This is a genomic window from Enterobacter sp. MGH 4, from assembly GCF_000534735.1.
GTDB lineage: Bacteria > Pseudomonadota > Gammaproteobacteria > Enterobacterales > Enterobacteriaceae > Enterobacter > Enterobacter intestinihominis.
This window is the reverse complement of sequence record NZ_KI973289.1, coordinates 87,771-107,916: the sequence shown is the minus strand read 5'-3', so window position 1 is coordinate 107,916 and position 20,146 is coordinate 87,771. Positions and strand designations below refer to the sequence as shown.

The following is a 20,146-nucleotide window of genomic DNA, read 5'->3' as shown; positions in this document are numbered from 1 at the left end:
CTCCAACCCCCTAAAATCCCCAACAAAAAAAATAACTGTCATACTTTTCTGGCACTGTTGGACATATCGTGGAAATGCTCGCCATAATAAGGACGAGACGGATTTACCACGTCCTGTGATTGAACTGGAGTGTGAGCTGTAATGGGTCAGGAAAAGTTATATATCGAGAAAGAGCTAAGCTGGTTAGCATTCAACGAACGTGTACTTCAGGAAGCGGCCGATAAAAGCAACCCGCTGATTGAGCGTATGCGTTTTTTAGGCATCTATTCCAACAATCTGGATGAGTTCTACAAGGTTCGCTTCGCCGAACTGAAACGCCGAATCATCATCAGCGAAGAACAGGGCTTAAACTCCCACTCGCGGCATCTGCTTGGAAAAATCCAGTCTCGCGTCATGAAAGCCGATCAGGAATTTGATGGCCTCTATAACGAGCTGCTGCTGGAAATGGCACGCAAACAAATCTTCCTGATCAACGAACGCCAGCTCTCCGCGAATCAGCAAAACTGGCTGCGCCACTATTTCAAACACTATCTGCGCCAGCATATCACCCCGATTCTGATCAACCGTGAAACCGATCTGGTGCAGTTCCTGAAAGATGATTACACCTATCTGGCGGTAGAAATCATTCGTGGTGAGACCATTAACTACGCGCTGCTGGAAATACCGTCTGATAAAGTCCCGCGCTTTGTAAATCTGCCGCCGGAAACCCCGCGCCGACGTAAGCCGATGATCCTGCTGGATAACATTCTGCGCTACTGTCTGGACGATATCTTCAAAGGTTTCTTCGATTACGACGCGCTCAACGCCTACTCGATGAAGATGACCCGTGATGCCGAGTACGATCTGGTGCATGAGATGGAGGCCAGCCTGATGGAGCTGATGTCTTCCAGCCTCAAGCAGCGCCTGACGGCAGAGCCGGTGCGTTTTGTCTATCAGCGCGATATGCCGGACGCGATGGTGGAGATGCTGCGCGATAAGCTGACCATCTCCCGCTACGACTCCATAATCCCCGGTGGGCGTTACCACAACTTTAAAGATTTCATTGGCTTCCCGAACGTCGGCAAAGCCAATCTGGTAAACAAACCGCTGCCGCGCCTGCGCCATATCTGGTTCGATAAATTCCGCAACGGGTTCGATGCCATCCGCGAGCGGGATGTGCTGCTCTACTATCCGTATCACACCTTTGAACACGTGCTGGAATTGCTGCGTCAGGCCTCGTTCGATCCGAACGTGCTGGCGATTAAGATCAACATTTATCGCGTGGCGAAAGATTCCCGCATCATCGATGCGATGATCCACGCGGCGCACAACGGCAAGAAAGTGACCGTGGTGGTTGAGCTCCAGGCTCGCTTCGACGAAGAGGCCAACATCCACTGGGCACGCCGACTGACGGAAGCGGGCGTGCACGTCATCTTCTCCGCGCCGGGGCTGAAAATTCACGCCAAGTTGTTCCTGATCTCCCGTAAAGAGGGCGACGACGTGGTGCGCTACGCCCATATCGGTACCGGGAACTTTAACGAGAAAACCGCGCGTATTTACACCGACTATTCGCTGCTGACTGCCGATGCCCGCATCACCAACGAAGTGCGTCGGGTGTTCAACTTCATTGAGAACCCGTACCGCCCGGTGAGCTTCGATTATCTGCTGGTGTCACCGCAGAACTCACGGCGCCTGCTGTACGATATGATCGACAAAGAGATTGCCAATGCGCAGAACGGGTTGTCGTCCGGCATCACGCTGAAGCTCAACAATCTGGTGGACAAAGGCCTGGTGGATCGCCTGTATGCGGCCTCCAGCTCCGGCGTTCCGGTAAATCTGCTCATTCGCGGCATGTGCTCGCTCATTCCGGAACTGGAAGGCATCAGCGACAACATCCGCGTGATCAGCATTGTGGATCGCTATCTTGAACACGATCGCGTCTATATTTTCGATAACGCCGGTGATAAGCGCGTATACCTCTCGTCCGCCGACTGGATGACGCGTAACATTGATTACCGTATTGAAGTGGCGGCACCGCTGCTGGATCCTCGCCTGAAGCAGCGTATCCTGGACATTATCGAGATCCTGTTCAGCGATACGGTGAAAGCACGTTATATCGACAAAGAACTCAGTAATCGCTATGTACCGCGCGGCAATCGCCGTAAAGTGCGGTCGCAGCTGGCGATTTACGATTACATCAAATCACTTGAGCAACCCGATTAACCTATGCCAATAAACGATAATACCCCACGCCCGCAGGAGTTCGCTGCGGTCGATCTTGGCTCAAACAGTTTCCATATGGTCATCGCCCGCGAGGTGGATGGCGCGATGCAGATCATCGGTCGTCTGAAGCAGCGCGTGCATCTGGCCGATGGGCTCGACGCGCGTAACATGCTGAGCGAAGAGGCAATGGAGCGCGGGCTTAACTGCCTGTCGCTGTTCGCAGAACGTCTGCAAGGCTTTTCGCCGTCCAGCGTCTGCATCGTCGGGACGCATACGCTACGCCAGGCGCTGAACGCGCCGGAATTTCTTAAGCGCGCGGAAAAGGTTATCCCCTACCCGATTGAGATCATCTCTGGTAACGAAGAAGCGCGCCTGATTTTTATGGGCGTGGAGCATACGCAGCCGGAAAAAGGCCGCAAGCTGGTGATTGATATCGGCGGAGGCTCAACCGAACTGGTGATTGGCGAAGATTTCGAGCCGCGTCTGGTTGAAAGCCGCCGTATGGGCTGCGTTAGCTTCGCGCAAATGTATTTTCCGGGCGGCGTCATCACCCGCGAAAACTTCCAGCGCGCGCGCATGGCCGCCGTGCAAAAACTGGAAAATCTGGCCTGGCAGTATCGTATTCAGGGCTGGAACGTGGCGCTGGGCGCATCGGGGTCGATTAAAGCGGCCCATGAAGTGCTGCTAGCGATGGGTGAAAAGGACGGGTTTATTACGCCTGAGCGCCTGGTGAAACTCACCGAAGAGGTGCTTAAGCACAAGAGCTTCGACGCCCTGAGTCTGCCGGGCTTGTCCGACGAGCGTAAAGCGGTGTTCGTACCGGGGCTGGCGATCCTCTGCGGCGTGTTTGACGCGCTGGCGATCAAAGAGCTGCGCCTCTCTGACGGCGCCCTGCGCGAAGGTGTGCTGTATGAGATGGAAGGCCGTTTCCGTCACCAGGATATTCGCAGCCGCACCGCGCAGAGCCTTGCCAACCAGTACAATATCGACCGCGAACAGGCGAAACGGGTGCTGGAAACCACGGTTCAGATGTACGAGCAGTGGGAGGAGCAGAATCCAAAGCTGGCGCATCCGCAGCTGGCCGCGCTGTTAAAATGGGCCGCGATGCTGCATGAGGTGGGGCTGAACATTAACCACAGCGGAATGCATCGTCATTCAGCCTATATTCTGCAAAATAGCGATCTGCCTGGCTTCAACCAGGAGCAGCAAACCATGATGGCGACGCTGGTGCGCTATCACCGCAAAGCCATCAAGCTCGACGATCTGCCGCGCTTTACGCTATTTAAGAAAAAGCAGTTCCTGCCACTCATTCAGCTTCTGCGCCTGGGCGTGCTGCTCAATAATCAGCGGCAGGCGACCACCACACCGCCTACACTGAAGCTTAAAACGGATGACTATCACTGGACGCTGAGCTTCCCGCACGACTGGTTTAGCCAGAACGCGCTGGTGCTGCTGGATCTGGAAAAAGAGCAGCAGTACTGGGAAGCGGTCACCGGCTGGCTGTTGAAGATTGAAGAAGAGAGTTCTGAGGCGGCAGCGTAACGGCTAAGGCGCTCTCCTGAGAAGGCTGTGTTTCGAGCAACGTATCAAGCTCAACTGGCAACCCAATCAAGTAGCCCTGCACATAATCGATACCTAGCGCGTGCACCGCGCTACGTATCTCTTCTGTTTCCACACATTCCGCCACCACCAGCATTTTCTTCATCCGGGCCAGATGGCAAATGGATGCCACGATCTGGTAATCCAGGCTGTTGCTGACAATATTGCGAATAAAGCCGCCGTCGATTTTGAGAATGTCGGCGTCCACGCTTTTTAACCGCGCATAGCTGGCGTAGCCGGTGCCAAAATCATCAATGGCGATCCGTATTCCCATTTTTTGCAATTGCCTGAGGGTGGATGCCGCCAGATCCGCATGACCAAAGGCGCTACTTTCGGTCACTTCAAAGATCAGCTGCCATGCTTCAACGGCATATCTGGCTAACAGGCGGCTCACTTCAAGCGGGAACTGCGCCCGGTAGACGGTTGAAGGTGCGAGGTTGATGGCAAAGCGCTGGCCCGGCAAACGCTGGCGGTGCTGTGCCAGGAAACTCAACGTACGCTCCAGTACCCATAAATCGACACGCGACGATAAACCAAACTCCTGTGCTATGGGCAGGAACTGCTCGGGAAAGATCAGCGCCCCGTTATCATCACGCATTCGCAGCAGCACTTCGTGGTAATGATCGCCGCGCAGGCCGCGAACAGGCTGAACTAACAGGCTAAAAGCATTCTGCTCCAGCGCTGTCTGCAAACGGCTCATCATCGCCACCTTATCTTTCAGGCTACGCTGCAAGTGAACAGCCCCGCGCTGCTGAAGATTTTCCGGGTGATTCGTTGAGAGGGAGAGGTCAGCCACGATGCCCAGTTCCCCCAGCACCAGATAGAGGTGATTGACGGGTGAGCGTACATAGCAGTAGCTCACGCCAACCTGAGGCTGCACCGGCATACCATCCCAGATAAAAACAAACTGCTTAATATGCTCGTCCAGCGTCTCAATGCGCTGTTGATGCGACTCCGCCTCCAGTCGCACCGCCATGTCATATCCGGTGAGGTGATAGACTTGCTCTTTTGGCTGAAGGGTGCCATTTATCCATTGCGCCAGCTGCTGCTTATACTGGATCCGTAGCAGTACGCCGTAATTACGCCCCAGCACTTCCAGCTCGGGCACGCGCAGTAAACAGAGCGCCGACCAGGGGTTACTGGCCAGCTCTCGCGACAGCGCCCGCAGGTTGGGCATATGCACCACCGGATCGAGAAAAGCCTGACTGCGGGAGCGAATATTGATGGTCCGCTGACGTGTCGCCAGCATCGACATATACGTCACAACGAAGGAAAAGACCAGATAGCTGGATGAGGTGATCGCCAGCTGAATGCCATAACCCTCCTGCACCGGAATGTAGTGATAAAAAAAGTGAATCGACACCAGCAGGACCGGCGTCCAGATGATTGACATTAGCTTGTAGCCAAAGCGCATCGCCCCCCAGAGCATCACGGGCATCAGCAGTGACAAAGTGTAGTTGGTGCTGAAAATGGAACTGTTTTCATTCATGGGCAGCAGCAGCATAGCCAGCAACCCACCCAGAGCTAAAAACCACACCACAAACTCAACGGCCGTCACCTTTTTGTCTATTTGCGTGCGGAGCTGGGACATCAGTCCCTTGATATAGCGCGGATGACGTATCAGGCGGATCAGCAGGTAGCTTAGCGGCACACCCGTCAGCCCGCTCACCAGCAGCCCCTGATAGTTAATAAGGGTCCGAATATTGAGGGGATTCAATCCTGCAAGGCTCTGGCGGCTCTCATAGACCCCGAGATAAACCGCAAACTGAAATAGCACCAGAAAAAGCGTTGCCGGGCAAAACACCTGCCAGAAGATACGTTGCCCCATCAGGCGTATGTCACCGTAAGCGGTCATATTGCGTCGGGGCGCAAACACGCGGTAACCGCCCCAGCTGAGCACCAGGGGAACGATAAAATGCAGAATGCCGGTCACGGTTTCAAACAGCCCAACGGACGGGTAATAACGTAAAAACAGCGACACCACCACTCCGGGAAGGGCTTCCAGGCCAAAGAACAACATCAGCGTCAGCAGAAAGGAGAGCGGGAGATAATAGAGCGCAACGATACCGTCGCCCAGCTGCGTTAAGGTATTAGCCACACTAAGCACCGGGAGTAACACGACGGGTAATATAAGAGGAAGTGCCCACCAGCGGTCTTTATTTTGCTTCAGGATGTGGTGAATATTCATAGATGCTCGTTTACAACCCTTGCGCTCCAGAGGGTAAATGAAGACAGGCATCCAACCTGACGTACACGATGCCCGGAAAATTCCTGGCAAGCACAGTGGAGGTGGGATTTTAAATATCAACGACGAGATGCCGTTGACCTAAATCAAATTAATTTATCTGAATAAACATTTCTTACGTTTTATTTGAATATTTTTCCTGTAATTATCAATGCGATAAATAAAAGCGTTGTTTTTAATAACATAAATTAATGTAAGCATTGACGGTATTTTACATTTCGCTGAATTGACCCCGACTTGCGGCTGTGCCTTAATAGCCGTATCGCCCAAAAGGGTATACTCAGGAAAAGAAAGTGAGTCAGGCTACGCGTATGCGAAAACGACATCGATTTAACACCCGGATGACCCGCATCATACTGCTCATCAGTTTCCTGTTTTTCTTTGGCCGCTTTGTTTATTCCTCCATTGGCGCCTGGTATCACCATCAGGACAAAATTCAGTCGCAGCAATCAGGTCTTGTAGTGGATTCGCCCGAGCGCTAAAGCGTGTTCGCTCCAGGCAGACAAACTGTATCGCACTGTATCCCGAGCGCTACGCTGACAAACCGGTACAAAACGCCCGCAAAAGCAAACATCCCCGATACATAAAAATGGTCTTCTGTGTCCCTCGCCATAATAAACTGATGAGGAGAGCCACAGATGATTCGTCGATATTTCCTGCTTCCTGTATTTGCGCTGACGTCCTTTGCTGGCGCACTGGCCGCACCGTTGGATGGCCTGAGCGCCGCTGATGTTAATGGCCCGGCCGCCCTAGCGCCGCAGGAAAAACCCCAGCCGCCAGCAAAACTGATCGTCGACCCACCGCTGGCGGGACCGCTGAGTAAAGGTGCGGTCTTTATTCAGTACCGCGTCGAAAACCTGCGCATTGAACCTGTATTTGGACCCGACGCGCTGAAAGTCACTCCGCGTATCGGCCATATTCACGTAGTGGTGGATGACGCGCCCTGGCACTGGGCTGATACCAGCGGCGAGCCGGTGATCCTGGTCGGGCTGCCCGCCGGGAAACACAAGGTAACCATCATCGTTGCCGACCCGACGCATAAGCCCATCGACCATAAAACCGTTGAATTCACCGTACCGCCCCACGCGGCGGTTCATCACTTTTAAGGAGCCTGTTATGAAAGCATTGTCTGTATTAACAGCGGCGCTGCTGGCGGTTTCCACCAGCGCGCTGGCAGAGACGAAAGCCAGCGTGGTGCTGGTGCACGGGGCGTTTGCCGACGGGAGCAGCTGGAATAAGGTGATCACCCGGCTGCAAAAACACCATACCGAGGTCACTGCGGTACAATTTCCGCTCACGTCTCTGAAAGATGATGTCGCCGCCACGCAGCGTGCTATTGCCCGGGCTCATGGGGATGTGGTGCTGGTCGGTCACTCCTGGGGCGGGACGGTAATCAGCGAGGCGGGAAACAATGCCCGCTGAAGTCACTGGTTTACGTTGCCGCTTTTGCGCCGGATTCCGGCCAGTCGACGGCAGAACTGGCAAATAGCTTCCCTGCTCCGCCAGGGAGCGCCAGCCTCGCTAAAACGGCAGAGGGGTATTTATATCTGCCGACAAAAGCGGTCAGCGAGAATTTTGCCCCTGACGTGAAGGACGTTGAGCGCAGCGTGATTGCCGCGACGCAGAGCCCCATTAAGGCCAATGCGTTTGGGGAGAAAGTCGCGCATGCCGCCTGGCATGACAAACCGAGCTGGTATGTGGTCAGCAAAAATGACCGGATGATCAATCCTGAGCTTGAGCGCGCAATGGCGAAGAAAATCAACGCCAACACCACGGAGGTTGCGGCAAGCCATGTATCGATGGTCAGCCAGCCGGACGTTGTTACCCGTACGATTGAACAGGCGTTATCGGGTCAACAGTGATAAAAAAAGCCCGCATGATGAACGGTCCGACTTCGGGCCACGCCATCCTACGGGCTTTATGTACTTCCGGCTCCTGTAACGGGGTTATGTGCGGTTTTGTCACAAACGCGCCTTCGCCCTCACTGAACCATCAGAAGCTATACGTCACCTTCAAACTTCCCACAGGAGACGTTTTTCGCTGAACAATGGGGCTATCGCCAGCCTCCCCCGTCAGCTGCGTAACGCCAGCTGCGGCAAGCAGGCTCCAGCGGGAGGTAAGCTTATGGGTCCAGTCCAGATTCAGCGAATACGCATATATTCCCGATCCGGCATCGTGTCGGGCAAAACCCGATGCGGCCGACTGGGCGGCATTCACCCCGTAGTAGGTTTGCACATACTTACTGGATCCCCAGCTACCGGTCAGCGCCAGCGTTAACGCATTTTTCGGAGATGTATAGAGCGGGCTGGCAATACCGAAATGCACAGCTTCACCATTGTCTCTCTCAGAAACCGGGACCTCTGCCTGCAACTGCACGGTCAGCCAGTCAGTCACCCTGTACCCCAGCCCTGGCACAACGATAGCTGAGCCTTTAATGTCACCCATTCCTCGCAGGTCGTCGCTGCCGGAGGCGATCGAATCGCTGCTTACGTCGCGATCCTTACGTCCTGCGCGATAGCTCAGCGCTGCGTTGTAGTCCAGCTTACCAAAGCTGTTGCCGTAGCCGAGCCCGCGGGTAGTGCTAATAAAGAACCCATTTGCCATCGCGTAATCAACCACCTGAGCCGCAGTAACGCGGCTCTTATCCGAACCGGAATAGCGTGGCGCAACATCCACGCCGCCCCCCAGGGTTAACACGTTGCCCTGGCGCTGCCCGGCCGCCAGCGCCGGGGTAGCCAGTAACGCCAGGACGGCCCCCGACAGGATGCTTTTCACGCTGCGACCGATGAGTGAACGGGGGAACCTGTGACGCAGTTTGCAGTTTCTCATTAAAGAAGCCCTTTTGGATTCAGATGGTTACGATTCAGGCGGTGTTAAACGCCAGCGCGCTCATTCTGAATACCCTCCCTAAGGTTCTTATGAGCCGAAAATGAAGAAACGCTGAAGCACGTGCTGGTTCTGTAAAGCTGAATGATTTCCTGATACCGTTTTTTTCTTAAGCTGTTCTTCATCCACTGCTGATACCGTTACCTTTGTGAAAATTCTACTAATTGAAGACGACCTGGATCTCGGCAACGGCGTACGTTTCGCCCTTGCAGATCAAGGATTTGATGTCATATGGGTACGCCGGAAAGAGGATGCGCTGCATCAGCTTGAGCTCTGCGTGCCGGAGCTTATCCTGCTCGACCTGGGGCTGCCCGATGGCGATGGCATGAGCCTGATGACGCGTCTGCGTCAGCAGCTCCGGGGGATCCCCGTCATTATCCTGACGGCGCGAGGCACGCTGCAGGACCGCCTGTGCGGGCTGGACGCGGGCGCGGACGACTATCTGGTCAAACCTTTTGTTCTCGCCGAGCTGCTGGCACGCGTGAGAGCCCTTGCGCGACGCAGTTACGGTTTTGAAAATGAGGCAATAGAAATTCGCGGTTTGTCGCTTCATATTCCGACGCGTCGCGTAATGGTGAGCGCACGCCACGTTGAGCTGACGGCAAGCGAATATGCGCTGCTTGAAACGTTAATGCTGCGCGCCGATCGCGTGCTTACGCGGCGGTATCTGGAAGAGAGGATATTCGGCACGAAAGAAAATCTCAGCAACGCGCTCGACGTGCATATGGGTAACCTGCGGCGAAAAATTGGCGATGGCTTTGTGCGAACGGTGCGGGGCGTAGGGTACGTCATTGATACCGTACCGGTTCAGAAGGCGGCAGGTTGATGCGTAATTTTTGGTACCGCCTCAGGCTCCCTACGCTGGTCAGGCGAATGCTGGTCGCCCAGATGCTGCTGCTTACGTTGCTCTGGTGTTTCTTTTTAACCTTCATTTTGCTGGAGGACCTGCGCAGCCCTCCAATACTCACGGGCAGTGAGACTTACGAAACCCTCTTTTCCCTGGTTGAGAGCATGGAGGATAGGCCGCAGGCGCGTAATGAGGTGCTGGCCGCGTTCAGCAAGGCGCTGCGGGAGGGGTATGGCGGCGGTGAAGATCCGGAACTCGCTATCAACCTGATCGTTCGCAAGCATAATGAGATTATTTTTTCTTCGCGTGGCGCGCCAACGGAGGTGAAAAATAGCCGCCTGGGGGAAATGCAGCGCGTCCGGACCGGAGACCACACCTGGACGAGCCGCACGCTCAAATCCGCGCGCTCCGACGTTGAAGTCACCCTTTTCACCCCGGCTGGCAGCTGGAATTTCTTTATCTACCTGAACTCGCGCGGCTATTACGTCATGCCGCTGCTGGTATGCATCCCTTTTCTTCTGTTTCCCGCGTGGCTGTCAATCCGCATCGCGATGCGCCCCTGGAACAGGGTAGTGAATGAAATTTCATTGCGCACGCCAGACGATCTCTCTCCCTTAAAAGCCGTTCCCAGGCACAGGGAGCTGCGCCAGACGGTGGACGCGATTAATGACTTTCTCGCCAGGGTGCGGGAAAGCGCCGAAAGGGAAAGGGTGTTTATTGCCGATGCCGCGCACGAGCTGCGTACGCCGCTGGCCGCGATGCGAATCAACGTCGAGGCGCTGCAGTCCTCGGTCATCAGCGAAAGCCAGCAGGAGCTGCTTGCAGGCATTGTTCGCAGCAATAGCCGTGCTGCTCGTCTCGTCAATCAGCTTCTGCTGATGAAGCACAGCGAAGCGCACATCGACACGGTAATGGAGCCTGTGCCGCTGACAACGCTTATTCAGGAGCGAATGGCCGCACTGGAGCCGCTGGCATCGGCACGCGGGATTGAGTTTGAATTCTTCGCCGACGATGAAATCCATGTCGCAGGCATTCGGGAACGTCTGGTGTCGCTGATCGACAATTTAATTGAGAATGCCGTGAAGTATAGCCCTGAGGGTGGACGCATTGAGGTACAACTGCAATCGCGTGATAAGTCCGCTCAGCTGCGCGTCTCAGACGCGGGCCCCGGTATCCCGGTTGAACTGCGGGAGCGCGTGTTCGACAGATTTTTCCGCGATCCTAATCAGACCCAAAGCGGGAGTGGACTGGGGCTTGCCATCGTCAAAGCCGTTACGCAGCAACACAACGGCAGGGTCAATCTGAGTACGTCAGCCGAAGGTGGTCTTATGGTGACCGTTGATTTCCCGAATCCGGCGTTCGCATGAACGTAAACCCGGCGCTACACGTCCTGACATGTGTCAGCGCAGCGTTACTTCACGTATGCCGCAGATTGCTTCAATAAAATTACCGTATTTGTTATATTGTTACTTACTGATTATTCACCTCTGCGGTGCCAAAAAGAACAAGATTCACCGCAACCCAGGACAGAAAAATGTTAGATTACCGCTTCCCGACAGCTTTGCAGATGGTTCTCAGCGTAGCGATGGCGGAGCAATCGGGTGAACGTTCGACGAGTGCAATCCTGGCTTACGGCCTGGAAGCGAATCCGAGCTTTATCCGCAAATTAATGGTTCCTCTCGCCCGGGACGGCATTATCGTCTCCACGCTTGGCCGCAACGGCTCTATTCACCTTGGCCGCCCGGCTGAAGAGATCACCCTGCGTGATATCTACCTTTCCGTCACTGAAGATAAAAAGCTGTGGGCGTCCCGTCCTGACGTCCCGGCCCGCTGTGTGGTCAGCGCCAACGCCTGCTGGTACTTCAAATCAATCGCTGATGAAGCGGAGCAGGCTTCGTTAGCGGTTTTAGCGCGCCATACCGTCGCCAGCGCGCTGGAAGAGGTGAAAAAAGCCGATACCAGCGGGTGCGATCCGGTGCCGGAACTCTGTACGCAGCATAAAAAAGCGCCTTAATCCTGACGGATTGCGAAAAAAAGCCGCCTTCACAATGAAGGCGGCTTTTTGTTATCTGCTACGTCCTACGCAGGCAACACCTCTCTTTCCGCTTTGCCGCGCGTCACGAACTTACGCAGCGTCACGTAAAAGACCGGCGTCAGGAACAGACCAAACAGCGTCACGCCCAGCATCCCGGAGAAGACGGTGATCCCGGTGACGCCGCGGACTTCTGCCCCTGCCCCGTGACCAAGGATCAGTGGAATGGTCCCGGCAATAAAGGCGATAGAGGTCATTACAATCGGGCGTAAACGCAGGCGGCACGCCTCCAGCGCAGCCTCCATGATGCCTTTGCCCTGAATTTCCAGCTCGCGGGCAAACTCCACGATAAGTATCGCGTTTTTACAGGCCAGCCCCATCAGCACGACCAGCCCCACCTGCACGAAGACGTTGTTATCGCCCCCGGTCAGCCAGACGCCGAACAGTGCGGAGAGCATCGTCATCGGAACGATAAGGATCACCGCCAGCGGCAGCGTCCAGCTTTCATACAGCGCCGCCAGCACCAGGAACGCCAGCAGCACCGCGACCGGGAAGACGATCAGCGCCGTATTGCCCTGGGTGGCCTGCTGGAAACTCAGGTCCGTCCATTCAATATTCATCCCGTTCGGCAGGATCTGCTTAGACATGGCGTCCAGCTGCGTCATCGCCTGCGCGGAAGAGAGCACGCGCGGGTCAGCATCACCAATAAGATCCGCCGCCGGGTAACCATTATAGCGGATCACCGGGTCCGGCCCGTAGGTGGTCGTGATTTTCACCATACTGCCAATCGGCACCATTTCGCCCTGGTCATTGCGTGTGCGTAAATTCGCGATATCTTCCACGCTGTCGCGGAACTGCCCGTCGGCCTGTGCCATTACGCGCCAGGTCCGTCCAAACTGGTTAAAGTCGTTTACATATGACGAGCCCAGATAGGTTTGCAGCGTGCCGAAAAGATCGGTAAGCGATACGCCCTGCGCTTTCGCTTTATCACGGTCAACCTGCACATCCAGCTGCGGAACGTTAGCCTGGTAGGTTGAGATGGGGAAATGCATACCCGGCGTCTGCATAATCGCCCCGGACATGGTGTTCACCGCGTTTTGCAGCGCGCCATAGCCCAGACCAGCACGGTCCTGAATGTACAGCGAATAACCCGACCCTTGACCCAGCCCTAAAATCGGCGGCGGCAGAATCGAGAAGCCAAAGCCCTGCTGGATTTGCGCGATTTTCGCATTGATCTCCGCGTTAATTTCCGCCGCAGTATGTTTACGCTGGTCGAACGGCTTCAGGCCAAAGAAGACCGTCCCGGTGTTCGGCGTATTGGTGAACTGGAGCGCGTTCAGGCCAGGAAACGCGACCGCATAATCCACGCCTTCGGTATTCATCCCGATTTCGCTCATTTTGCGGATCACCGCATCGGTGCGCGCCAGCGACGAGCCTTCCGGCATTTTCACGCCGCCGATCAGGTACAGCTTATCCTGCGTCGGAATAAACCCGCCGGGTACGACTTTAAACATCACACCCGCGGCACAAAGCAGCAGCAAATAAACCGCAAACACTGCACCGCGTCGGCCAAGCGTTTTCCCTACCAGTCCCTGATAGCCGGTCGAGCTGCGATGGAAAAAGCGGTTAAACGGACGGAAAATCCAGCCGAACAGACGATCGATAAGCCGGGTCGGGAAATCTTTCGGGGCACCATGCGGCTTCAACAGCAGCGCGGCCAGCGCCGGAGAAAGCGTCAGCGAGTTGATCGCGGAGATCACCGTGGAAATAGCTATCGTTACCGCAAACTGTTTGTAGAACTGGCCGGTCACGCCAGAGAGGAACGCCATCGGCACAAACACTGCGCACAGCACCAGCGCAATGGCGATAATCGGCCCGGACACTTCACGCATCGCCTGATGCGCCGCCGCAAGCGGGGCGAGCCCCTCTTCGATATTTCGCTCGACGTTCTCCACCACCACGATGGCATCATCCACCACGATACCGATGGCCAGCACCAGCCCGAACAGGCTCAGGGTATTCAGCGAGAAGCCCAGCAGGTAAAGAATGCTGAAGGTACCCACGACCGATACCGGCACCGCGATCAGCGGGATGATCGACGCGCGCCAGGTTTGCAGGAACAGGATCACCACCAGCACGACCAGCACCACCGCTTCCAGCAGCGTTTGTACAACCGCACGGATCGAGTCGCGCACAAATACCGTTGGGTCGTAAGGTGCCGCCCACTTCATATCGTCCGGGAAACGGGTGGACAGTTCGTCCATTTTGGCGCGCACCGCGTTAGACAGATCGATGGCGTTTGCCCCCGGCGACTGGAAGATACCAATCCCGACCGCGTCTTTATTGTTCAGCTGGGAGCGCAGCGCATAGCTGCCGGAACCCATCTCGATACGCGCCACGTCGCGCAGGCGGACGACCGTACCGTCCTGCGTTGTTTTCAGGACAATATTGCCAAACTCTTCTTCGGTATGCAGACGGCCCTGGGCGTTAATGGAGATCAGGAAATCGCTCTCTTTCGGCAGCGGCTCGGCGCCAAGCTGCCCGGCGGAGACCTGTACGTTTTGCTCCTGCATCGCCGTCACCACGTCCGAGGCCGTCAGTCCGCGCGCCGCCACCTTGTTTGGATCCAGCCAGACGCGCATCGCGTATTCACCCGAGCCGAAAATCTGGATCTGACCCACGCCGGGCAGACGCGCCAGCTCGTCCTTCACCTTCAGCGTGGCGTAGTTACGCATATACAGTGAATCGTACTTACCGCCAGGCGAAAAGAGATGCACCACCAGCGTCAGCGTTGGCGACTGTTTCTGAGTCGTAATGCCCAGACGCCGAACGTCTTCCGGCAGACGCGCCTCGGCCTGTGCGACGCGGTTTTGCACCTGTACCTGCGCCTGATCCGGGTCGGTACCCGGACGGAAGGTGACGGTAGTCACCAGCACGCCATCGGAGCCCGCGACGGATTTCATGTACATCATGTTTTCAACGCCGTTGATCGCCTCTTCCAGCGGCGTCGCCACGGTTTCGGCAATCACTTTCGGGTTGGCGCCCGGGTACTCGGCGCGCACCTGCACGCTTGGCGGCACGACATCAGGATATTCGCTCACCGGCAGCAGCGGGATGGCGATTAATCCTGTGATAAAAATCAGAATCGACAGTACGGCGGCAAAAATCGGCCTGTCGATGAAAAAACGGGAAAAGTCCATGGATTGGATTCTCAGGTAAGGGATCAGTTGAGGGCGGCGCTGGCGGTCATGGCAACGGTTTTCGCGTTAACCGGCATACCCGGCATAAACACTTTTTGTAAACCATCGACGATGACTTTATCCCCGGGATTCAGCCCCTGCTGTACGATACGTAAACCGTCGGCCAGACGCCCCGGCGTAATATCGCGGCGCTGCGCTTTCCCGTCTTTATCAACGACATAAACATACTTACGATCCTGATCGGTCAGCACCGCCTTATCGTCAACAAGCGTGGCTTTAAATTCCGCACTGCCCGGCAGGCGCACGCGTGCGAAGAGTCCCGGCGTGAACTGACGCTGTGAGTTATCCAGCAGCGCGCGCATGCGGATTGTACCGGTACTCGGCGTGAGCTGGTTATCCAGGAAATCCACTTTGCCCTGATGGGGATAGCCCTCCTCACCCGTCAGACCAATCTCCACCGGCAGCGCCGTGTGGTGACTGGACGCCCCCCGCCCGCTGCGGGCCAGGTTCTGATAGTGAAGATAGGTGGACTCGTCCACATCGAAGTAGACGTAAACCGTCTTCTGTGAGACCAGGGTGGTGAGCACGCTGGCGCTGTCACCCGCAGTCACCAGGTTACCGCTGGTGATCAGCGCCCGGCTGGCGCGACCGTCGATAGGCGCGGTCACTTTGGTGAAGTCGAGGTTGAGCTGCGCGGCATCAACCGCCGCCTGCGCCGCGCGAATATCGGCCTGTGCCTGGGTAGCAGCGGAACGGCGCTGCTCCCACTCTTCACGGGATACCACGTTGGTATTGACTAATTTATCGGTACGGTTAGCCTCGCTTCGCGCCAGGCAGGCCTGCGTTTTGGCTCTCGCCAGGTTCGCCTGCGCCTGTTCCAGCGCCGCGCGATAGGTTCGGTCATCAATCGTGAACAGCACCTCGCCCTTTTTCACCTCCTGACCGTCGGTGTAATTCACTTTATCAATGTAGCCGGAGACGCGTGGGCGCAGCTGAACGCTTTCCACCGCTTCAATACGACCGTTAAAGCTGTCCCACTGGCTAATGGATTTCACCACCACGTCAGCTGCGCTGACGACGGGCGCTTGCGGTGCAGCATTTTGCGCGACACTGTCATCGCACCCGACGAGAAGCGCGGAGAGTAAAACCACCCCCGTCGCGCTCAGATGAAAGTAACCCCAGGTTTTTTGCAGGCTCATTATTTTTATTCCGGTTATTGTAGCCGCCGGGCAAGACGCAGCGGGAGGCGCCGCGCCACTTCCTTTGTCCGGTCTGGCTTAAGGCCATTTGTGTCGTTCATCGCCACAAAACTGTAACAGTTGCGAATACACTATCGCGGCGATTGTAGGAAGGCGCTTAATTAAGTGCAAGAATAATTGTTGCACTTTATGTGCTATTTGCGGCGAAGGTAAATCACGGGTTATTAGAAGGGGTTTAAATGTAACAATAAAACTTGCAATTAATTTCAAAACGGGCCACCTTTAAGTGCAACAAACAAAGATGCTTTTAATGCGTGGCGTAGGGGGAAGCAAGATGAACACGGGTGCATTCAGTCACGATTTGCTCGATTGGATCGACAACAACCTTGATAGCCGTCTGGACATTGAAACCGTCTCCAGGCGAGCCGGCTATTCGAAATGGCATCTCCAGCGGATCTTCAAAGAACATACCGGCTCCCCTCTCGCCGAATATATTCGCGCGCAAAAGCTGCAAAAATCGGTTGAGCGCTTAGCCCAAAGCGATGAACCAATTCTGAACGTGGCGATCGCGCTGGGCTTTGACTCTCAGCAGTCCTTCAACCGCAGCTTTAAGCGTCAGTATGGTCAGGCGCCAGGGGCATGGCGACGCAGTATCGGCTGCCGTGGATCCCGGCAGATGAGCCAATAATTCACGTCCCGTTCGGATATCAGTTACAAAAGAAAAACCCTCTGTAAACAGAGGGTTTTATCAGTCTTACCTGCTTATAACTTCGCAGGAAAGGTTATGGGCTTACTCCCACTCGATCGTCGCCGGTGGCTTGCCGCTGATGTCATACACCACGCGGGAAATGCCGTTCACTTCGTTGATGATGCGGTTAGACACGCGGCCTAAGAAGTCATACGGCAGGTGCGCCCAGTGCGCGGTCATGAAGTCGATGGTTTCAACCGCACGCAGGGAGACAACCCAGTCGTACTTGCGGCCATCGCCCATCACGCCGACGGAGCGAACCGGCAGGAACACGGTGAACGCCTGGCTAACCTTGTTGTACAGGTCAGCCTTGTGCAGCTCTTCAATGAAGATCGCGTCCGCGCGACGCAGCAGGTCGCAGTACTCTTTCTTCACTTCGCCCAGCACGCGTACGCCGAGGCCCGGGCCCGGGAATGGGTGACGGTAGAGCATGTCGTACGGCAGACCCAGTTCCAGACCAATCTTGCGCACTTCGTCTTTGAACAGCTCGCGCAGCGGCTCAACCAGGCCCATCTTCATCTCTTTCGGCAGGCCGCCCACGTTGTGGTGAGATTTGATAACGTGCGCTTTACCGGTTGCGGAGGCCGCAGACTCGATCACGTCAGGGTAGATAGTGCCCTGCGCCAGCCATTTCACGTCTTCCAGCTTCAGCGCTTCTTCATCGAACACTTCCACGAATACGCGGCCGATGATTTTACGTTTCGCTTCCGGATCGTTCTCGCCTTTCAGCGCGTCCAGGAAGCGCTGTTCGCCTTCCACGTGAACGATGTTCAGACCGAAGTGGTCGCCGAACATGTCCATGACCTGCTGGGCTTCGTTCAGACGCAGCAGGCCGTTATCCACGAAGACGCAGGTCAGGTTTTTGCCGATGGCGCGGTGCAGCAGCATCGCGGTCACGGAGGAGTCCACGCCGCCGGAGAGGCCGAGGATCACTTTGTCATCACCAACCTGCTGGCGGATACGCTCCACGGCGTCGTCGATGATTTTTGCCGGGGTCCACAGGGCTTCACACTGGCAGATATCACGCACGAAGCGCTCCAGCATGCGCATACCCTGACGGGTGTGAGTCACTTCCGGGTGGAACTGCACGCCGTAGAAGCGTTTTTCTTCGTTCGCCATAATCGCGAACGGGCAGCTTTCGGTGCTGGCTACGGTCACGAAGTCCGACGGGATAGCGGTGACTTTGTCGCCGTGGCTCATCCACACGTCCAGCAGCGGTTTGCCGTCTGCGGTCAGGGAATCTTCGATACCGCGCACCAGCGCGCTGTCGGTGACGACTTCTACCTGCGCGTAGCCGAACTCACGCTCGTTAGAGCCTTCTACGTGGCCGCCCAGCTGCATCGCCATAGTCTGCATGCCGTAGCACACGCCAAACACCGGTACGCCCGCTTCGAATACGTACTGTGGCGCGCGCGGGCTGTTCTCTTCGGTGGTGCTCTCCGGGCCGCCGGACAGGATGATGCCGCTTGGATTGAACTCGCGAATCTGTGCTTCCGTGACATCCCACGCCCACAGCTCACAGTATACGCCCAGCTCACGCACGCGACGCGCCACCAGTTGAGTGTACTGAGAACCAAAATCGAGGATGAGGATGCGATGTTTATGAATGTTTTCCGTCATTGACGCTAATTCCGAGGCAAGTGAAACAGATTAAATAAATCGCCCGACACGAGGTCGGGCGAAGAAAATCATGATCCCAGACGGTAGTTCGGGGACTCTTTGGTGATCGTCACGTCGTGCACGTGGCTCTCCTGGATACCCGCACCGCTGATGCGTACGAATTCCGCTTTGGTACGCAGCAGGTCAATGGTACCACAGCCGGTCAGCCCCATACAGGAACGCAGGCCGCCCATCTGCTGGTGGATGATCTCTTTCAGACGGCCTTTATAGGCCACGCGGCCTTCGATGCCTTCCGGTACCAGTTTGTCAGCGGCGTTATCGGTCTGGAAGTAACGGTCGGAGGAACCTTTGGACATCGCGCCCAGGGAGCCCATACCGCGGTAGGATTTGTAAGAACGGCCCTGGTAGAGTTCGATTTCGCCCGGGGATTCTTCGGTACCGGCCAGCATGGAGCCCACCATCACGGCTGCGGCACCTGCGGCGATCGCTTTGGCGATGTCGCCAGAGAAGCGGATACCGCCGTCCGCGATAACCGGAATACCGGTGCCTTCCAGCGCTTCAACCGCGTCAGACACCGCGGTGATCTGCGGAACGCCCACGCCGGTGACAATACGGGTAGTACAGATAGAGCCTGGACCGATACCTACTTTCACCGCGCTGCAACCGGCTTCCGCCAGCGCGCGAGCACCTGCGCCCGTAGCCACGTTACCGCCGATGATCTGGAGATCCGGGTATTTAGCACGGGTTTCACGAATACGTTGCAGAACGCCTTCGGAGTGGCCATGTGAGGAGTCAATCAGCAGCACGTCAACGCCCGCGGCAACCAGCGCGTCAACGCGCTCTTCGTTACCTGCGCCCGCGCCAACCGCAGCGCCGACGCGCAGACGGCCATGCTCGTCTTTACAGGCGTTCGGTTTACGTTCTGCTTTCTGGAAATCTTTAACGGTGATCATACCACGCAGGTGGAAGTTCGCATCCACAACCAGCGCTTTCTCAACGCGTTTTTCGTGCATTTTCGCCAGCACCACGTCGCGGGTTTCGCCTTCGCGAACGGTCACCAGGCGCTCTTTTGGTGTCATATAGACGCTGACAGGCTGGTTCAGGTCAGTCACGAAACGCACATCACGACCGGTGATGATGCCCACCAGCTCGTTGTCTTCGGTCACAACCGGGTAACCTGCAAAGCCGTTACGCTCGGTTAGCGCTTTCACTTCGTGCAGGGTGGTGGTTGGCAGAACGGTCTGAGGATCGGACACGATACCGGATTCATGTTTCTTCACGCGGCGAACTTCTTCCGCCTGACGCTCGATAGACATGTTTTTGTGGATAAAGCCAATGCCGCCTTCCTGTGCCAAAGCGATAGCCAGACGCGCTTCAGTCACGGTGTCCATTGCTGCGGAGAGCATAGGAATGTTCAGACGAATGGTTTTCGTCAACTGCGTGCTGAGGTCGGCAGTATTCGGCAGAACGGTGGAATGAGCGGGAACGAGGAGGACGTCGTCAAACGTCAGTGCTTCTTTAGCGATACGTAGCATGGGCAATATCTCTGACCTGGGTGGTTAAATATT

Annotated in this window: 14 protein-coding genes and 1 pseudogene; 9 read left to right on the top strand and 6 right to left on the bottom strand. The window is 56.0% G+C overall.

Annotated features, from left to right (window positions below):
- Positions 1–141: 141 nt before the first annotated feature.
- Entirely contained in the window at positions 142–2,202 is a 2,061-nt protein-coding gene (gene ppk1, locus L350_RS21585) for a polyphosphate kinase 1 (RefSeq protein WP_032623795.1), read from the top strand.
- 3 nt (positions 2,203–2,205) lie between these two features.
- On the top strand, positions 2,206–3,744 hold the full coding sequence (ppx, locus tag L350_RS21590; protein ID WP_003860570.1) for an exopolyphosphatase: 1,539 nt from the start codon (positions 2,206–2,208) through the stop codon (positions 3,742–3,744).
- Here the strand turns inward: ppx and L350_RS21595 are convergent.
- Positions 3,692–5,989, bottom strand: coding sequence for an EAL domain-containing protein (locus tag L350_RS21595; protein ID WP_050595053.1), 2,298 nt, complete (start codon positions 5,987–5,989; stop codon positions 3,692–3,694). The two genes, ppx and L350_RS21595, sit on opposite strands and share 53 nt — an antisense overlap.
- Positions 5,990–6,357: 368 nt before the next feature.
- On the opposite strand from L350_RS21595, the gene L350_RS21600 reads away from it, so the two are divergent.
- The 3 genes and pseudogenes from L350_RS21600 (at position 6,358) to L350_RS0122060 (ending at position 7,908) form a co-directional block, all read left to right on the top strand.
- Positions 6,358–6,528 (top strand): YfgG family protein, encoded by a 171-nt coding sequence (locus L350_RS21600; RefSeq protein WP_017383512.1) that lies wholly within the window; start codon positions 6,358–6,360, stop codon positions 6,526–6,528.
- 156 nt (positions 6,529–6,684) lie between these two features.
- Positions 6,685–7,152, top strand: a complete 468-nt coding sequence (locus L350_RS21605; RefSeq protein ID WP_032623794.1) for a DUF6130 family protein — start codon at positions 6,685–6,687, stop codon at positions 7,150–7,152.
- Positions 7,153–7,162: 10 nt separating this feature from the next.
- Positions 7,163–7,908 (top strand): annotated as a pseudogene (locus L350_RS0122060) (alpha/beta fold hydrolase).
- 130 nt (positions 7,909–8,038) lie between these two features.
- On the opposite strand, the gene L350_RS21610 reads toward L350_RS0122060, so the two are convergent.
- A complete protein-coding gene (locus tag L350_RS21610) occupies positions 8,039–8,875 on the bottom strand; it encodes a MipA/OmpV family protein (protein ID WP_032623791.1) in 837 nt (278 codons plus the stop codon).
- Positions 8,876–9,080: 205 nt separating this feature from the next.
- On the opposite strand from L350_RS21610, the gene L350_RS21615 reads away from it, so the two are divergent.
- The 3 genes from L350_RS21615 to L350_RS21625 all read left to right on the top strand — a co-directional run bounded on the left by L350_RS21615 (position 9,081) and on the right by L350_RS21625 (position 11,793).
- On the top strand, positions 9,081–9,758 hold the full coding sequence (locus tag L350_RS21615) for a response regulator (RefSeq protein WP_032623790.1): 678 nt from the start codon (positions 9,081–9,083) through the stop codon (positions 9,756–9,758).
- Entirely contained in the window at positions 9,758–11,146 is a 1,389-nt protein-coding gene (locus L350_RS21620) for a sensor histidine kinase (RefSeq protein ID WP_032623789.1), read from the top strand. Before L350_RS21615 ends, L350_RS21620 begins: the two co-directional genes overlap by 1 nt.
- A 167-nt stretch (positions 11,147–11,313) precedes the next feature.
- Entirely contained in the window at positions 11,314–11,793 is a 480-nt protein-coding gene (locus tag L350_RS21625) for an efflux pump transcriptional repressor OqxR (RefSeq protein ID WP_003860591.1), read from the top strand.
- Positions 11,794–11,858: 65 nt separating this feature from the next.
- On the opposite strand, the gene oqxB is transcribed toward L350_RS21625, so the two are convergent.
- Both oqxB and L350_RS21635 read right to left on the bottom strand, forming a co-directional pair.
- On the bottom strand, positions 11,859–15,011 hold the full coding sequence (gene oqxB / locus L350_RS21630) for a multidrug efflux RND transporter permease subunit OqxB (protein ID WP_023300700.1): 3,153 nt from the start codon (positions 15,009–15,011) through the stop codon (positions 11,859–11,861).
- A 23-nt stretch (positions 15,012–15,034) separates the two neighbouring features.
- Positions 15,035–16,210: a multidrug efflux RND transporter periplasmic adaptor subunit OqxA gene (locus L350_RS21635; protein WP_032623787.1), complete on the bottom strand. Its 1,176-nt coding sequence runs from the start codon at positions 16,208–16,210 to the stop codon at positions 15,035–15,037.
- A gap of 334 nt (positions 16,211–16,544) precedes the next feature.
- Here L350_RS21635 and L350_RS21640 point away from each other — a divergent pair, with 334 nt between their 5' ends.
- Positions 16,545–16,898, top strand: a complete 354-nt coding sequence (locus tag L350_RS21640; protein WP_032623785.1) for a helix-turn-helix domain-containing protein — start codon at positions 16,545–16,547, stop codon at positions 16,896–16,898.
- A 102-nt stretch (positions 16,899–17,000) separates the two neighbouring features.
- Here L350_RS21640 and guaA read toward each other — a convergent pair whose 3' ends face one another.
- Both guaA and guaB read right to left on the bottom strand, forming a co-directional pair.
- A complete protein-coding gene (gene guaA / locus L350_RS21645; protein WP_006811514.1) occupies positions 17,001–18,578 on the bottom strand; it encodes a glutamine-hydrolyzing GMP synthase in 1,578 nt (525 codons plus the stop codon).
- Between the two features lie 68 nt (positions 18,579–18,646).
- Positions 18,647–20,113: an IMP dehydrogenase gene (guaB, locus tag L350_RS21650; protein WP_003860601.1), complete on the bottom strand. Its 1,467-nt coding sequence runs from the start codon at positions 20,111–20,113 to the stop codon at positions 18,647–18,649.
- Positions 20,114–20,146: the final 33 nt, after the last annotated feature.

What these genes read in the sequence shown, in the direction of transcription:
- L350_RS21635 (WP_032623787.1), bottom strand. Translation starts at nt 16,210, where the DNA reads ATGAGCCTGCAAAAAACCTGGGGTTACTTTCATCTGAGCGCGACGGGG.
- L350_RS21600 (WP_017383512.1), top strand. Translation starts at nt 6,358, where the DNA reads ATGCGAAAACGACATCGATTTAACACCCGGATGACCCGCATCATACTG.
- L350_RS21605 (WP_032623794.1), top strand. Translation starts at nt 6,685, where the DNA reads ATGATTCGTCGATATTTCCTGCTTCCTGTATTTGCGCTGACGTCCTTT.
- L350_RS21640 (WP_032623785.1), top strand. Translation starts at nt 16,545, where the DNA reads ATGAACACGGGTGCATTCAGTCACGATTTGCTCGATTGGATCGACAAC.
- L350_RS21625 (WP_003860591.1), top strand. Translation starts at nt 11,314, where the DNA reads ATGTTAGATTACCGCTTCCCGACAGCTTTGCAGATGGTTCTCAGCGTA.
- guaB (WP_003860601.1), bottom strand. Translation starts at nt 20,113, where the DNA reads ATGCTACGTATCGCTAAAGAAGCACTGACGTTTGACGACGTCCTCCTC.
- oqxB (WP_023300700.1), bottom strand. Translation starts at nt 15,011, where the DNA reads ATGGACTTTTCCCGTTTTTTCATCGACAGGCCGATTTTTGCCGCCGTA.
- L350_RS21595 (WP_050595053.1), bottom strand. Translation starts at nt 5,989, where the DNA reads ATGAATATTCACCACATCCTGAAGCAAAATAAAGACCGCTGGTGGGCA.
- L350_RS21620 (WP_032623789.1), top strand. Translation starts at nt 9,758, where the DNA reads ATGCGTAATTTTTGGTACCGCCTCAGGCTCCCTACGCTGGTCAGGCGA.
- ppx (WP_003860570.1), top strand. Translation starts at nt 2,206, where the DNA reads ATGCCAATAAACGATAATACCCCACGCCCGCAGGAGTTCGCTGCGGTC.
- L350_RS21610 (WP_032623791.1), bottom strand. Translation starts at nt 8,875, where the DNA reads ATGAGAAACTGCAAACTGCGTCACAGGTTCCCCCGTTCACTCATCGGT.
- ppk1 (WP_032623795.1), top strand. Translation starts at nt 142, where the DNA reads ATGGGTCAGGAAAAGTTATATATCGAGAAAGAGCTAAGCTGGTTAGCA.
- guaA (WP_006811514.1), bottom strand. Translation starts at nt 18,578, where the DNA reads ATGACGGAAAACATTCATAAACATCGCATCCTCATCCTCGATTTTGGT.